This is a genomic window from Rhizobium aethiopicum (assembly GCF_900094625.1).
Classification (GTDB): Bacteria; Pseudomonadota; Alphaproteobacteria; order Rhizobiales; family Rhizobiaceae; genus Rhizobium; species Rhizobium aethiopicum.
In genome coordinates this window covers 79,158-92,799 of sequence record NZ_FMAJ01000011.1, presented here as the reverse complement: position 1 = coordinate 92,799, position 13,642 = coordinate 79,158, and the positions used below count along the sequence as shown (strand labels likewise).

Here is a 13,642-nt window from a genome sequence, read left to right as displayed (position 1 = left end):
GGGTGACGAGGGACGCGCCGGATGTTATCTGCCTCGGCCATGACCGATGGTGGAATGACGAAGGGCGCGGCCGGCGCCGGCGCGCTTGCCGGCGAAGGCCTCAGGACGTTTTTCGAGCGCGACGCGATCACCGTGGCCCGCGATCTTCTCGGCTGCCATCTCACAGTCGATGGCGCCGGCGGGCGCATCGCCGAGACCGAAGCCTATTTCCCCGATGACGAAGCCTCCCACAGTTTTCGCGGCCCGACCAAGCGCAACGGCGCCATGTTCGGCCGACCCGGCAATGTCTACATCTACCGCATCTACGGCATGTACTGGTGCCTGAACTTCGTCTGTCATCCGGGTTCGGCCGTGCTGATCCGGGCGCTCGAGCCGGAAACGGGCATTGCCGCCATGATGCAGCGGCGCGGCACCGACATGCTGACGGCGCTCTGCAGCGGCCCGGGCAAGCTCTGCCAGGCCCTCGGCATCGACATCGAAATCAACGACAGGCTGCTCGACCGTCCGCCCTATGCGCTCACGCCGTCTGTGCCGGTGCCTATTGTCTCGGGAAAACGCATCGGCATCACTAGAAATGCCGAAGCACCTTGGCGCTTCGGCGTTCAGGGATCGCGATATCTCAGCAAGCCTTTTCGCTGATTATTCCATCACCGCATTGTGGTCGACGGCGGGTTCCGCCTTCGGCTTGCGCAGCAGCAGCACCAGCGGAATGACCGCGAGCGACATCAACATCAAGAGCTTGAAATCGTCCATATAGGCAATGATCGTCGACTGCAGCGTGATGATCTCGTTGAGCGAGGCGCGCCCGGCTGCCGTCACAGGGCTGAGCCCTTGGGCCGCCACCGCATTGAAGGCGTGGTTGAACGGCGTCACATAGGCCGCGATCGATTCATGGTTGCTCTGCGTGTTCTCGACGATCAGCGCCGAGACGATCGAGATGCCGACCGACGAGCCGATGTTGCGCGACAGATTGTAGAGGCCGGTGCCATCGCCGCGCATCTGGGCGGGCAGCGTGGCGAAAGCGATCGTCGTCAGCGGAACGAAGAGGAAGCCGAGCCCGGCGCCCTGGATGAAGCCGACCGAGACGATCGTCCATTGCGAGACGTCGGGCGTCCAGCCCGTCATATCGTACATCGCCCAGGCGGTGAGCCCGAGACCTAGCACCAGCAGCCAACGCGTATCCACCTTGCCGATCAGCCGCCCAACGATGAACATGCAGAGCATGGTGCCGAGCCCGCGCGGCCCCATGACGATACCGGCGGTGATGACGGGATAGCCCATCAGCGTCTGCAGGTAAGGCGTCATCAGTGCCAGCGACGCGAGATAGGTGATGCCGATCACGAAGATGAAGATCATGCTGATCGTGAAGTTCTGATCGAGAAACAGCTTCGGATTGACGAAGGATTTCTCTGCGGTCAGCGTGTGCACGAGGAGCAGATAGAACGCCGCGGCGCAGATGATCGCTTCGAACATGATCTCGCCGGATGAGAACCAGTCGAGCTGCTCCCCGCGGTCCAGGAAGAGCTGCAAAGAGGCGATGAACAGGCTCATCATCCCGAAGCCGAACCAGTCGAGCTTGGCAAGCGCATCTCTCTTCGTTTCCGAAACGAAGACGACGATCCCCGCGAAGGCGAGCGCGCCGATCGGCACGTTGATGTAGAACACCCATCGCCAGCTGATATTGTCGGTCAGCCAGCCGCCGATGACGGGTCCCAGCACCGGCCCGACCATGACCGAGACGCCGAAAAGCGCCATGGCCGAGCCGCGTTCCTCGACAGTATAGATGTCGAGGAGAATGCCCTGGGAAAGCGGCACCAGCGATGCGCCGAACAGGCCCTGCAACAGGCGGAAGGCGACGATCTGGTTCAGCGATTGGGCAAGGCCGCAGAGAACGGAGGCGGCCACGAAGCCGGCGATTGCGACGAGCAGTACGCGCATGCGGCCGAATTTGGCGGCGAGGAATCCGGAGGGCGGCGTCATGATCGCCGCCGCGACGATGTAGGATGTCAGCACCCAGTTGATCTGGTCGGCTGAGGCCGACACGCTGCCCTGGATATAGGGCAGCGCCACGTTGGCGATCGTCGTGTCCAGGGCCTGCATGATGACGGCGAGAATGACGCAGGCCGTGATCGCGCCGCGATTGGCGAGCGGACCCGCTGGAGATGCCGGAGCGTTACTCATGGTCCTTGCCCTGAGGCCGGCCCAGAAGCTTGTTAACGAAGTCGGGCAGGCCGCGGGCATGGCCGGTCTCGACGTCGACGACCGTGCTCATGCCGACGCGCAGCGGCGGCTTGCCTGCGGCATCATCGATGCTGACGCGCATCGGAATGCGCTGGACGACCTTCACCCAGTTGCCGGTGGTGTTCTGCGCCGGCAGCAGCGAGAAGCTGGAGCCGGATGCAGGGCTGATGCTCTCGACCTTGCCCTTCCATGTCACGCCTGGATAGGTGTCGACGTAGATCTCGGCCGACTGCCCAGGCTTGACGTAGGTCAGCTCGGTTTCCTTCGGGCTGGCGGCAATCCACAAATGGTCGGTTGCGACAAGCGAGAAGGCCTGCTGCGAAGCCTGCAGGTAGGAGCCGACCTGCAGCGCGCTGACATTGGTAACGATGCCGTCGAAGGGCGCTTTGACGACGCTGTGGTCGAACTCGCGTTGGGCGTTGTCGACCTGCGATTTGGCCTGCAGGTAAAGTGGGTTTTCCTCGGCCGGCTGATCCGCACTGCCCCCGAGCTGGGCCAGCGTCGTTGCGGCTTCCGCCTTGGCGACGGCGACCTTCTGCTGAGCTGCCTCGAGATTGTGCCTGGCCTCGTCATAGGCGGACTGCGTTGCGCTGCCATTGTTGACGAGGGCCTGCTGCCGGTCGAACTGATCCTGGTAATAGGGCAGATCGGCTTGCGCCTGGGTGATCTCGGCGAGCGACTGCTGATAGCTCGCCTTGAGGTTCATGATCTGGTTGCGCTGAGCGCCGAGCTGCGCCTTGGCGCCATCGAGCGCGATCTTGAAGGAATCGGCCTCCAGGCTGAAGAGCACCTGCCCCGCCTTGACGGCCTCGTTTTCATGCACGTCGATCCGCTCGACGATGCCCGAGACATCGGTGGTGACCCCGACCATGTCGGCCTGGATATAGGCGTTGTCGGTCGACATCACCTGGCCGCCATTGACGTAATAGTAACCGCCGACGACGAGCGCCACCGGCAGCAGCGCGAAAAGGACGGGGCGCGTGAGACTGCGCCGGCGGCGGACCTTGTTGCCGCCAGGCGCAGCCACGCCGGCAGCCGGCGCTGAACTGGATGAAGGCGCTTCGGCTACCGTTTTCTGCTGTGTGACTTCGTTTTCTTCGACGGATGTCTCGGCATTGGCGTCGGCAACGACGCGGAGGGAGGGTTGATCAGCCATTGTTCATCTCATTGTCTTCGACCGGTGTCCGGCAAGCCTGCACCAGGTTCGTCTTCATCGCGGATAGGATCTGATAGAGTTGCTCGCGTTGCCCGGCTGAGACGCCTTCCAGAGCCTCCGCGCGGGTGACGTCCCCCAGTTCGCGCATTTCGGCGAGCAGCGGATGCGCCTCGTCGCGCATGTAGAGCAACCAGACGCGCCGATCGGTCGGGTGCTGGCGGCGCTCGATCAATCCGCGTTCGGCGAGCTTGTCGAGGATGCGCACCAACGTGATCGGCTCGATTTCGAGAATTTCGGCAAGGCCGCTCTGATGGATGCCTTCATTGTTCGAGAGGTAAGCAAGCGTCTGCCATTGCGACCGCGTCAGCCCAAGACACTTCGCGCGTTGCTCGAACCGCTTGCGCAGCAGCCGTGCAACGTCGTGGAGAAGGAAACCGAGTGTGGGCGTCGCGTCCATTGAAACCTTTGCCGGCTATTTATGAGCATACTTATGATATGTGGGCATATATTGCGCATGGAGGTCCGTACAAGGGTGCAAGCAGCATATTCCGCAGCCGCGGCGAAAATGCCGCAGGCTGCGGCCGGCGCCCCGTCGCCGTTTCAGGCTCGAACGGTGGCCGCGGCATCGCCTGGCCCTAGTTTCTGGCAGAACCGTCTCCGCTGAAATAGACTGGAGGACTTATGGCGTTTTTCGAAAGCATGCTGACGCTGCTCTTGGTGGCGATTATCTTCCTGCAATTCTCCAGGAAGTTTCGTATCCCCTATCCCACCATGCTGGCGATCGCCGGCATCATTGTCGCTGCCTTCCCATGGGCTCCGGAGGTGGCGATCGATCCTAGGCTCGCGCTGGCGCTTTTCATCGCACCTGTGCTCTTCGATGCCGCTTACGATTTGCCGCCGCGGACATTGAGGCGTAACTGGCTGCCGCTCTTTTCACTCGCCGCAATCGCCGTCATCTTGACGGCCGCGGCCGTTACCGCCGTCGGCGTCGCAATGGCCGGCCTGCCGCTTGCCGTGGCCGTCGCACTCGGCGCCATCGTCGCGCCACCGGACGCGGTCGCGGCGACTGTCATGCTCGACCGCTTCGATCTGCCGCGCCAGACCTATGTGATCCTCAAGGGAGAGAGCCTGCTCAATGACGCCGTCGCCCTTCTCATCTTCAGCGCTGCGGTGGCAGCCGCCGCCGATCCCACCTTTTTCACCGGCATTCTGGCACAGCTGACGCTGGCAGTGCCGGGCGGTCTCATCCTAGGCTATCTCCTCGGCCGTCTCTACATGATCGTTGGTGTGAAGCTGGCCGGAACGCTCGGCGGCACCCTGCTCGAATTCGTCGCCACCTTCGGCACGTGGATCCTTGCCGAACGACTGCACCTTTCAGCGATCCTGGCGATCGTCGCATACGCTATGGTGATTGCCCGCTACATGCCGGAACGGCAGACGGCCCGCCACCGCATTCATTCCTATTCGGTCTGGGAAGCCGCGGTTTTCCTGCTCAACGTGCTCGCCTTCCTGCTGATGGGCCTCCAGGTCCGTCAGATCGTCCTCGACCTCGATCCCGGGCGCCTGAACTTGGCAATCACCTTGGCCGCGGCGGTCTTCGCCACCGTCGTCATCGTCCGCCTGGCTTGGGTTCTCTTCTACAACCGGGCGATCACGTTTCTCGCCGCGCGTGGGCGGACATCGCAAGCCGTCCCCAGCTTCGCGACCAGCCTGATCGCCGGCTGGTGCGGCATGCGCGGCCTCGTAACGTTGGCGACCGCCCTCGCCCTGCCGATCGATTTCCCCGATCGCGACATTATCCTGCTCAGCGCGCTGGCCGTCGTTCTCGGCACGCTCATCGTCCAGGGATTGACGCTCGGGCCGCTGATCCGCTTCCTGAAATTCGATCCGGACACATCCCTGAAGCGCGACCTCACCAGAGCCCGCGTGGCATTGATCGACGCGGCGCTTGCCGAGCTTGAAGGCGACGACAAGTCCACCCGCATCCTGCGCGACGTCTATACCTCCGAGCGCGAGATTGCCGCCGACGGCAAACACCCGCGCGAGGTCAGCAGGCTCGACAAGCAGCGCCGCAACGTCATCGCCGCCAAACGCCGCAAATTGGCGGTGATGCGCCGCGCTGGCGAGATCGACGACGATATCTTCCACATGCTGGAACAGGAGCTCGACTGGGCCGAACTCGCCGTCCTGCCGCCGGGCCGCGACGAGATCGTCGAGAGCTAACGCCCTCCGATGGCGCTCACGGATTCCAATTCGCGGACAATTGGCATTTGCTATTTTTCACCGCTGCCGTTTATATCCGGTTCCATAGCGTTACGATTTTTCCGATTTGCATTGCATGCCGGCCTCCCTTTCCTGAATTGGACGCCGGGGAAATCACGGAGGCGAACGCCTCCGTTCAAAGCAGCAGACAAGAATAACATCACTTCATCTTAGGTTCGGCGGCAGTCGATCGGCCGTCGCGATTGGAGGGACCGGCATGAGTTACGCGCTTCGACGGATATTGATGCTCGGCTGCATCGCCACGATCATGCCTCTTGCAGCGATGGCGCAGGGTGCACCGTCTGCCCCTCCTCCGGTCACCGTCGCAAAACCCGTGGTGCGCGATGTGGTCGACAGTGACGAGTTCATCGGCCGCTTCCAGCCGGTCGACGAAGTCTCGGTTCGCTCCCGTGTCGGCGGCTACCTGCAGGAAGTTCATTTCGAAGACGGCGCGCTGGTGAAGCAGGGCGACCTGCTCTTCGTCATCGACCAGCGGCCGTTCATAACGGCACTCAACCAGGCAAAGGCGTCGCTCGAAGCGTCACAATCCGCCCTGGTCTTCGCCGATGCGCAGTACAAGCGTGCCCAGTCCCTCGCATCGAGCGGCAGCCAGTCAGCGCAAACGTTGGACGACCGCCGCCGCGAGTTCGATTCGGCCGAGGCTAATGTGCGCGGCGCGCAGGCCGCAGCCGACCGCGCCGCTCTCGATCTTGAATATACCGAAATCAAAGCGCCGCTCAGCGGCCGGATCGACCGCCGCCTCATCTCGCCAGGCAACCTGGTGCAGGCCGATCAGACGGTGCTCACCACCATCGTTTCCCTCGATCCGATCGATTTCTATTTCGACGTCGATGAGCGCCGCTTGCTGAATTTCGCCGACACGGCGCGCAAGCAGGGCAAGGACCTTCAAATGGGCGGCGGCGGCGTGGATGTTTCCGTCACAATCTCGGACCCCACCGCCAAACCCTTCAAGGGCAAGCTCGATTTCGCCGAGAACCGGGTGGACAACGAGAGCGGCACCATTCGCATCCGCGCCCGGCTGCCAAATCCCGATTTCATCCTTCAGCCCGGCCTTTTTGGCCGCGTGCAGGTCGAAGCCTCCAACACTTACAAGGCCGTTCTCGTCCCCGACGAGGCGATCGGTTCGGACCAGAATGAGCGCGTCGTCTATCTCGTCGACGCACAAGGCAAAGTTTCGACCAAGCCCGTGCGACCCGGACCGCGGCTCTACGGATATCGCGTCATACGCGAGGGCCTCGACGGCAGCGAAACCATCATCGTCAACGGCGTGATACGCGCCCGGCCCGGCTCGACGATAACCCCGCAGATGAGCGAACTGCCGCAGGAGCGGCAGGATACGCCGCCGGAGGCCGCAAATGCGGAGAGCGGACAATGAGGTTCGCGCATTTCTTCGTCGACCGGCCGATTTTCGCGGCCGTCATCTCGATCCTTTTTCTCGTCGTCGGCGGCATCGCCTATACGCAGTTGCCGGTCGCCCAATATCCGGAGATCGCCCCGCCCACCATCGTCGTGCGCACCTCCTATCCGGGCGCCGACCCGCAGACCATCGCCGACACCGTTTCGACTCCGCTCGAACAGCAGATCAACGGCGTCGAGGACATGCTTTACATGTCTTCCTATTCCAGCGCCGACGGCGCCATTTCGCTGACGATCACCTTCAAGCTCGGCACCGATCTCGACAAGGTCCAGGTGCTCGTGCAGAACCGCGTTTCCATCGCCCTCCCTCGCCTTCCCGAGGAAGTCCAGCGGCTTGGCGTGACCACCGACAAGAGTTCGCCCGACCTGATGATGGTCGTGCACCTCTTGTCGCCATCGCACCGCTATGACCAGCTTTACGTCTCGAACTACGCCCGCAACCGCATCCGCGACGTCCTCGTCCGCCTTGATGGCGTCGGCGACGTTCAGGTCTTCGGCGAACGCCAATATTCGATGCGAATCTGGCTGGATCCGGAAAAGCTCTCCGCCTACGGCATGACATCCGACGACGTCGTCTCCGCCCTGAGAGACCAGAACGTCCAGGTCTCAGGCGGCAAGATCGGTGCGCCGCCCGTGACAGGCCGGAACGCCTTCGAATATACGGTGCGAACCGACGGGCGCTTCTCCGATGTGCGCGAATTCCGATACGTCATCGTGAAATCAACGACATCTGGCCGGCTCGTGCAGTTGCAGGATGTCGCCCGCATCGAACTTGGCGCGCAGGACTACGTCACCAATAGTTACCTCAACAACGACCCGGCGGTTGCTCTTGGCATTTTCGCCCGGCCGGGGACCAATGCCCTGGATACGGCCCATCAGGTCCAGACACTCATGAAGGACATCTCCCAGAATTTCCCGGAGGGTCTGGAGTATCGCATCGTCTACGACACGACCGAATTTATCTCGGCTTCGATCAATGAGGTCTATAAAACCATCGCTGAAGCGGCCATCCTGGTGGCGATCGTCGTTCTGGTTTTCCTGCAATCCTGGCGCACCGCGATCATTCCGATCGTCGCCATTCCCGTCTCGCTGATCGGCACGTTCGCTGTGCTGTTGGCCTTCGGTTTTTCGCTCAACATGCTGACGCTCTTCGGCCTCGTGCTGGCGATCGGCATCGTCGTCGACGACGCGATCGTCGTGGTGGAAAACGTCGAACGCAATCTGGCGCGCGGCATGACACCGAAGCAGGCCTCTCACGTGACGATGGACGAAGTCGGAACCGCGGTTATCGCGATCTCGCTAGTGCTGATCGCGGTGTTTGTGCCGACAGCCTTCATCCCCGGCATATCAGGCCAGTTCTATAGGCAGTTCGCGGTGACGATCGCTGTCACCACCGCGATATCGGCATTGAACTCCCTGACGCTTTCGCCTGCCCTCGCCGGCATATTGCTGAAAGCCCATGATCACGAGACCAAGCGCAAGAGCATTGCCTCACGCCTCGGAACCGGCCTCGCAAACGGCTTCAATCGCGGCTTCGACCGGATGAGCTCAGGCTATTCGTGGACCATCCGGCACCTGGTCAGTAGCTGGGTGGGCTTGACCTGCTCGATGCTCGCCTTCGTCGCTCTCCTCGGCGCAACCTGGTACATGACGACCCGAGTTCCTTCGGGTTTCATCCCGACGATGGACCAGGGTTACGCGATCATCGTCGTGCAGCTTCCCGACGGTGCTTCGCTTGCACGCACCGACGCGGTGGTCAAACAGGTTGGCGACATCGCCCGCACCGTACCCGGCGTCGGCAACGCCGTGCAATTTGCCGGCTTCAGCGGCGCGACCTTCACCAATGCCTCGAATTCGGGGGTTGTCTTCGTTCCCTTCAAATCCTTTGCCGAACGCGAGGAAGGCGGGGACAACGCCAACAAGATCATAGGCCAGCTCTTCGCCAAGCTGCAAAGCATCCAGGAGGCCTTCATCATCGCCATTCCGCCGCCGTCCGTGCGCGGCGTCGGCAATTCCGGCGGCTTCAAGATGCAGATCTCCGATCTTGAAAACCCCGACATGACGCGGGTGCTCGGCCTCGCCCGACAGATGATGGGGGCGGCGGCAACGACCGAAGGGCTGACCGGCGTCTTTACGACATTCTCCGACGCCAGCCCGCAATATTTCCTGGCGATCGACCGCGACAAGGCGCGCTTCCTGAACGTGCCGATCCCGAATATCTTCAACGCGCTTTCGATCAACCTTGGCGTCGCTTACGTCAACGATTTCAACGCGTTCGGCCGCGTCTACCAAGTTCGCGCCCAGGCCGACCGACAATATCGCATGGACCGGGAGGATATTCTCGCGCTGAAGGTGCGCTCGGCGACCGGTGCGCTCGTGCCCCTCGGAACATTGATGGACATTCAGGATGCCAGCGGCCCGGCGCTCGTCCAGCGCTACAACATGTATGTCTCGGTGCCGCTGCAAGGCAATCCGACGCCCGGCACCTCGACGGGTGATGCGCTGAAGAAGATGGAGGAACTGGCGGCCAAGATCCTGCCGCCCGGGACGACCTTCGAATGGACGGAACTCGCCTATCAGGAAACCCATACCGGTAACACCGCCGTCTACATCTTCGCGCTCTCCGTCATTTTCGTCTTCCTGGCGCTGGCGGCCCAATATGAAAGCTGGGTTTTGCCGCTCGCGATCATTCTCATCGTCCCGCTTGCCGTGCTCGCGGCGCTGATCGGGGTGTCGCTGAGAGGAATGGACAATAACGTCCTGACGCAGATCGGCCTGATCGTCCTGATCGGCCTTGCGGCCAAAAACGCCATCCTGATCGTCGAATTCGCAAGACAGGCGGAAGAGGAAGGCAAGTCGCCGGTGGAAGCCGCCATCGAGGCGAGCCACCTCCGCCTGCGCCCGATCCTGATGACTGCATTCGCCTTCATCTTCGGCGTTCTGCCGCTTGCCATCGCCACCGGCCCCGGCGCGGAAATGCGCCAGTCGCTCGGCACCGCCGTCTTCTCGGGCATGCTCGGCGTGACGCTCTTCGGCCTGTTCCTAACGCCGGTCTTCTACGTCGTGCTGCGCGGCCGGCGCCGCAGCCGCTCGGCAGAAAGGCCGGTCGAAACCGTTCCGACTGAAAGGGAGACGGTCTGATCACCGTGACGCCAGAGCGCCCGGTGAGATTATGTCAGGTGGAAAACAGATGCACCCGGCCCTGCCAGAAGCGGGCGACGGTCAGCCTGCCGCTGCGAAAGGCACGCGTATCGAGGTTGAGCCGCCTCGGGCGAATGTCAGGCTCGTCGCTGGGCGTATGACCATGTACGATCAGTTTCGGCAAAGGAATCCTGCTTTCGAGAAAGCGATGGCGGATGAGGACCAGATCCTCCTCCGTCTGGGCGGAGAGCGGAAGCACCGGATCGATGCCCGCGTGAACGAATGCCACATCAGGTGTATCCAGCATGATGGGCAGCGTTCGCATGAAATCGATATGCGTATGCGGCAGCGATTGCCGCAGAAAGGCGTCAAGCTGCGCCCCGGAGGGGAAGACGAGCGGCAGATGCTCCGGATCGAGCCCGTAGGATTTGAGCAGTTCCGCCGCCCCCATCCGCATCCAGTCATCATAAGAGAGCCAGCCGTCGATATAGTCGAGCATGGCGATCTCATGATTGCCGGCAAGGCAGATACGTTCGAAACCATCGGGCGGCGGCTCCATGAGATGAGCGATGACCTGCGCGGATTCCGGGCCGCGGTCGATATAGTCGCCGAGCATCACGATCAGCTTTTGCCCGGGCAGTCGCGCGCCATCGCGCAGGATCGCCTCCTCGACTTTCAAAAGCAGGTCGTAGCGGCCGTGAATGTCGCCGACCGCATAGGTTGGAGTATCGGCAATATCCAGCGTCAAACGCGGTCTCGGCTGGCGCCCCATTTTCCACACCTCGCTGCGGCGAGCAAGTGCATCGCTCATCATGTTTCTCAATTACGCAAGCCCCGGTTAACCATAAGTAGCGTGGAGGGCGAGGCGATCAAGTTGGTGAGAAAATTCAAAGCATTGGATTTTTCTAGAAAAACCGTTCTTATCATCCGGAGGAAAATCCCCCACTCCTGTCATCCGTCGAGCAAAGAGTGAGCGATGGGAACGGTATCGCAGTTTCATGACCGCCTGAGGCCGCCGGCCCGCCGCATCGGAAACGAAGAGGAGGCGGTATCCACGGCTCGCAATCTCGCCGGCACGTTGCGTCACCAGGCAAGCGAGCGCGATATCAATCGCATCCTACCCTTTGCCGAGCTCGACGCGCTGTCGGCATCGGGACTAACGGCAATCTCTGTTCCGCCCGAACATGAGGGGCTCGACGTCCCGAACGCCCTGCTTGCCGAAATCATTGCGATCATTGCCGAGGCCGACGCCTCGATCGGCGAGACCCTGGAGCATCACTTTTCCGTGCTGGAAACGCTCCGCACCCAGGCGGCCGAGGATCTGAAGGCATCGCTGTTTTCCCGCGTCCTGCTCGGCGACCGCTTCGCCGGCGCCACCGTCGCCGACGGCACCGAGCTGTCGGCCGAAGGGCCGGGTTACCGCCTGAGCGGCCGGATGCGGCAGGCCCCCGGTATTCTCTATGCCGATTGGATTGCCGCTGCCCTCACGCTTCCCCCCGGCCGCCCTGTGACGCTCTATCTGAGCCGCAATGGCGAAGACGTTCAGGTGGTCGATGATTGGGACGGTTTCGGCCAGCGCACTAACGGATCGGCAACGACGATCACCGGCGCAGTTCATGTCGACGCCGGCGCAATCGCGCCGGCCCCCTCGTCCGGTTATTCGACCGGCATCTCGCTCGGCCTGCTGCTCAAGGCGGGCGTAAACCTTGGCATCGCGCGAGCGGCATGGGCCGACCTGATGACGGTGATTGACGATGGCACCGCCACCCCCTCCCGGCTCGGCGAACACGCCGTCGGCATCGAAATCACCGCGGCGGCTCTGGAGCGGGCAGGCCGCAAGCTCGACATTGCCCAGGTCAATCCTGTAGAGGCTGCGATGGCGGATGCCTATTTTTCCGCCTCGGCCGCCGCGATCACTGCCGGGGAAACGGCACTCAGCGCCGCAAATGCGCTGTTCGAGCTCGCGGGCGAAGCGTCAGCCGGCATCGGCCTCAATCTCGACCGACATTGGCGCAACGCCCGCATCCACGCGCTGTCGCTGCCACGCGACGGATTGCTGCACCGCGCCGGCGAATATATGTCGCTCTTGGACCCCAAGCCTGGCCAGGGCGACCGCGAACATTGATATTCGGTGATCTCGCCAGGATTGTTGACGCGTTTCCGTCCCATCACGTCTCTGCGACGTCAAAGGAAGCGAGATCTCGCTGTTTCAAAAAGCGGAGAGAGCCGATAATAAACTTCACCCATAGGAGTATTGTTCGGCGAGAGGCGAGGGCTCATGCGAAAACGGGAATTCCTGATCGGCGTGGCTGTACTATCCCTGTCCATGGCAGCAGGAGGTGGAGGCATGGCGGCGTCGAACGATCCGGTTGATGCGGCAGCGCTTGCAGCGCTGCGGCCCGGCATGCCGATGTCGGCCGTCGAAAAGGCCATGGGCTCTGCCTGGCGCACGCCGGCGCCGCATAGGGGCGGCGTGATCGACATTCTCGAAAACAGCTACGGCGTCATCGTCCGGATTGACCGACAGAGGCTGATCGGCCGGATCGATTTCAACTCTCGCTTCAAGCACACTATCGCCGGCGTCCCGATGGACATATCGCTTTCCGATCTCCGCGCCACAACGCCGGATATTGAGATCGGCGAGGAAAGTGCGACGAGCCAAGGTGCGCGGTTCGCAACGATGCAGCTGCCGGAAGGCACGCTGTCCCTCCGAATCACGTTCGACGCGGTCTCCGGAATCGCCATTTTCAATCCGAAGGCGGAATATGCGGAGCCGAGCGCTCCGCCTTACCCCGCTGTCAGTGCCGCTGCCGGCGCTCCGTTCTCAGACCCGAACCTGAAGCTGGCGGTCATGTCGTCGCTTCTCTTCGCCAAGGCGCTCGATCTCGGCACGCCACAACAGCTTGCCAGCCATGTGCGGGGGCGGACAGTCGACCTGGAGCAGGATGGCTACGAGCTCATTCCCGAAGCGCTGGACTATCTCGTCCGCTATCCGCTAACCGACGAACAACTCGCAGCTGTTGAGTGGGTCGAATTCGACGGCAGCGGGGCAGTCTATCCCTATGCCTGGTATTTCTGGGGTGGCGAGGAGAGCGTGTTCGATATCAAGGACATATCGGGACTTCGTTTCTGCCCCAACCTGAAAGGCTTTTTCGTGAACTCGATGATTGACAAGGTCGATATTCGCGCCCTCGTTCCGCTCAAGAAACTCGAGCGGGTCGATATCAACGTCCCGTCCGAAAATATCGATGCATTGCTCGATCTGCCGTCGCTCAGAAAGGCCGGTCGCTTTTCCTCGACCCCGGCCAGTCATGATATCTTCGAGGAATTGGAGCGGCGCGGCGTGCAAGTCTACTGACCGAAGTCAGCCACAGGCTCCAGGAACCGCTCTAAAATGAGGTGGAA

10 protein-coding genes are annotated in these 13,642 nt (G+C 62.1%); 6 read left to right on the top strand and 4 right to left on the bottom strand.

From position 1 onward, the window contains the following. The first annotated feature begins 21 nt into the window (after positions 1-21). Positions 22-639 carry a DNA-3-methyladenine glycosylase gene (locus tag GA0061105_RS22205; protein ID WP_092752886.1) on the top strand — a complete coding sequence of 206 codons (618 nt, stop codon included), beginning with the start codon at positions 22-24 and terminating at the stop codon, positions 637-639. Here the strand turns inward: GA0061105_RS22205 and GA0061105_RS22200 are convergent, their stop codons facing one another. Genes GA0061105_RS22200 through GA0061105_RS22190 form a run of 3 tightly spaced genes read right to left on the bottom strand, consistent with a single transcriptional unit; the run spans position 640 to position 3,854 of the window. Then, entirely contained in the window at positions 640-2,181 is a 1,542-nt protein-coding gene (locus GA0061105_RS22200; protein WP_092752884.1) for a DHA2 family efflux MFS transporter permease subunit, read from the bottom strand. Beyond that, complete coding sequence (locus tag GA0061105_RS22195) at positions 2,174-3,397, bottom strand: HlyD family secretion protein (RefSeq protein ID WP_064697494.1); 1,224 nt, start codon at positions 3,395-3,397, stop codon at positions 2,174-2,176. Before GA0061105_RS22195 ends, GA0061105_RS22200 begins: the two co-directional genes overlap by 8 nt. After that, positions 3,390-3,854, bottom strand: a complete 465-nt coding sequence (locus tag GA0061105_RS22190; RefSeq protein WP_064697493.1) for a MarR family winged helix-turn-helix transcriptional regulator — start codon at positions 3,852-3,854, stop codon at positions 3,390-3,392. The genes GA0061105_RS22195 and GA0061105_RS22190 overlap by 8 nt, the downstream gene beginning before the upstream one ends. Before the next feature lie 224 nt (positions 3,855-4,078). Here GA0061105_RS22190 and GA0061105_RS22180 point away from each other — a divergent pair, with 224 nt between their 5' ends. The 3 genes from GA0061105_RS22180 to GA0061105_RS22170 all read left to right on the top strand — a co-directional run bounded on the left by GA0061105_RS22180 (position 4,079) and on the right by GA0061105_RS22170 (position 10,237). After that, positions 4,079-5,620, top strand: coding sequence for a cation:proton antiporter (locus GA0061105_RS22180; RefSeq protein ID WP_064697492.1), 1,542 nt, complete (start codon positions 4,079-4,081; stop codon positions 5,618-5,620). Positions 5,621-5,876: 256 nt separating this feature from the next. Next, positions 5,877-7,055 (top strand): efflux RND transporter periplasmic adaptor subunit, encoded by a 1,179-nt coding sequence (locus tag GA0061105_RS22175; protein ID WP_092752880.1) that lies wholly within the window; start codon positions 5,877-5,879, stop codon positions 7,053-7,055. After that, entirely contained in the window at positions 7,052-10,237 is a 3,186-nt protein-coding gene (locus GA0061105_RS22170; RefSeq protein ID WP_092752878.1) for an efflux RND transporter permease subunit, read from the top strand. Before GA0061105_RS22175 ends, GA0061105_RS22170 begins: the two co-directional genes overlap by 4 nt. A 34-nt stretch (positions 10,238-10,271) precedes the next feature. On the opposite strand, the gene GA0061105_RS22165 is transcribed toward GA0061105_RS22170, so the two are convergent. After that, positions 10,272-11,048 carry a metallophosphoesterase family protein gene (locus GA0061105_RS22165; protein WP_208601686.1) on the bottom strand — a complete coding sequence of 259 codons (777 nt, stop codon included), beginning with the start codon at positions 11,046-11,048 and terminating at the stop codon, positions 10,272-10,274. A gap of 165 nt (positions 11,049-11,213) precedes the next feature. Here GA0061105_RS22165 and GA0061105_RS22160 point away from each other — a divergent pair, with 165 nt between their 5' ends. Together GA0061105_RS22160 and GA0061105_RS22155 are read left to right on the top strand one after the other, a co-directional pair. After that, complete coding sequence (locus GA0061105_RS22160; RefSeq protein WP_092752877.1) at positions 11,214-12,362, top strand: monooxygenase; 1,149 nt, start codon at positions 11,214-11,216, stop codon at positions 12,360-12,362. A gap of 222 nt (positions 12,363-12,584) precedes the next feature. Then, positions 12,585-13,595, top strand: coding sequence for a DUF7256 domain-containing protein (locus GA0061105_RS22155; RefSeq protein WP_064697488.1), 1,011 nt, complete (start codon positions 12,585-12,587; stop codon positions 13,593-13,595). Positions 13,596-13,642: the final 47 nt, after the last annotated feature.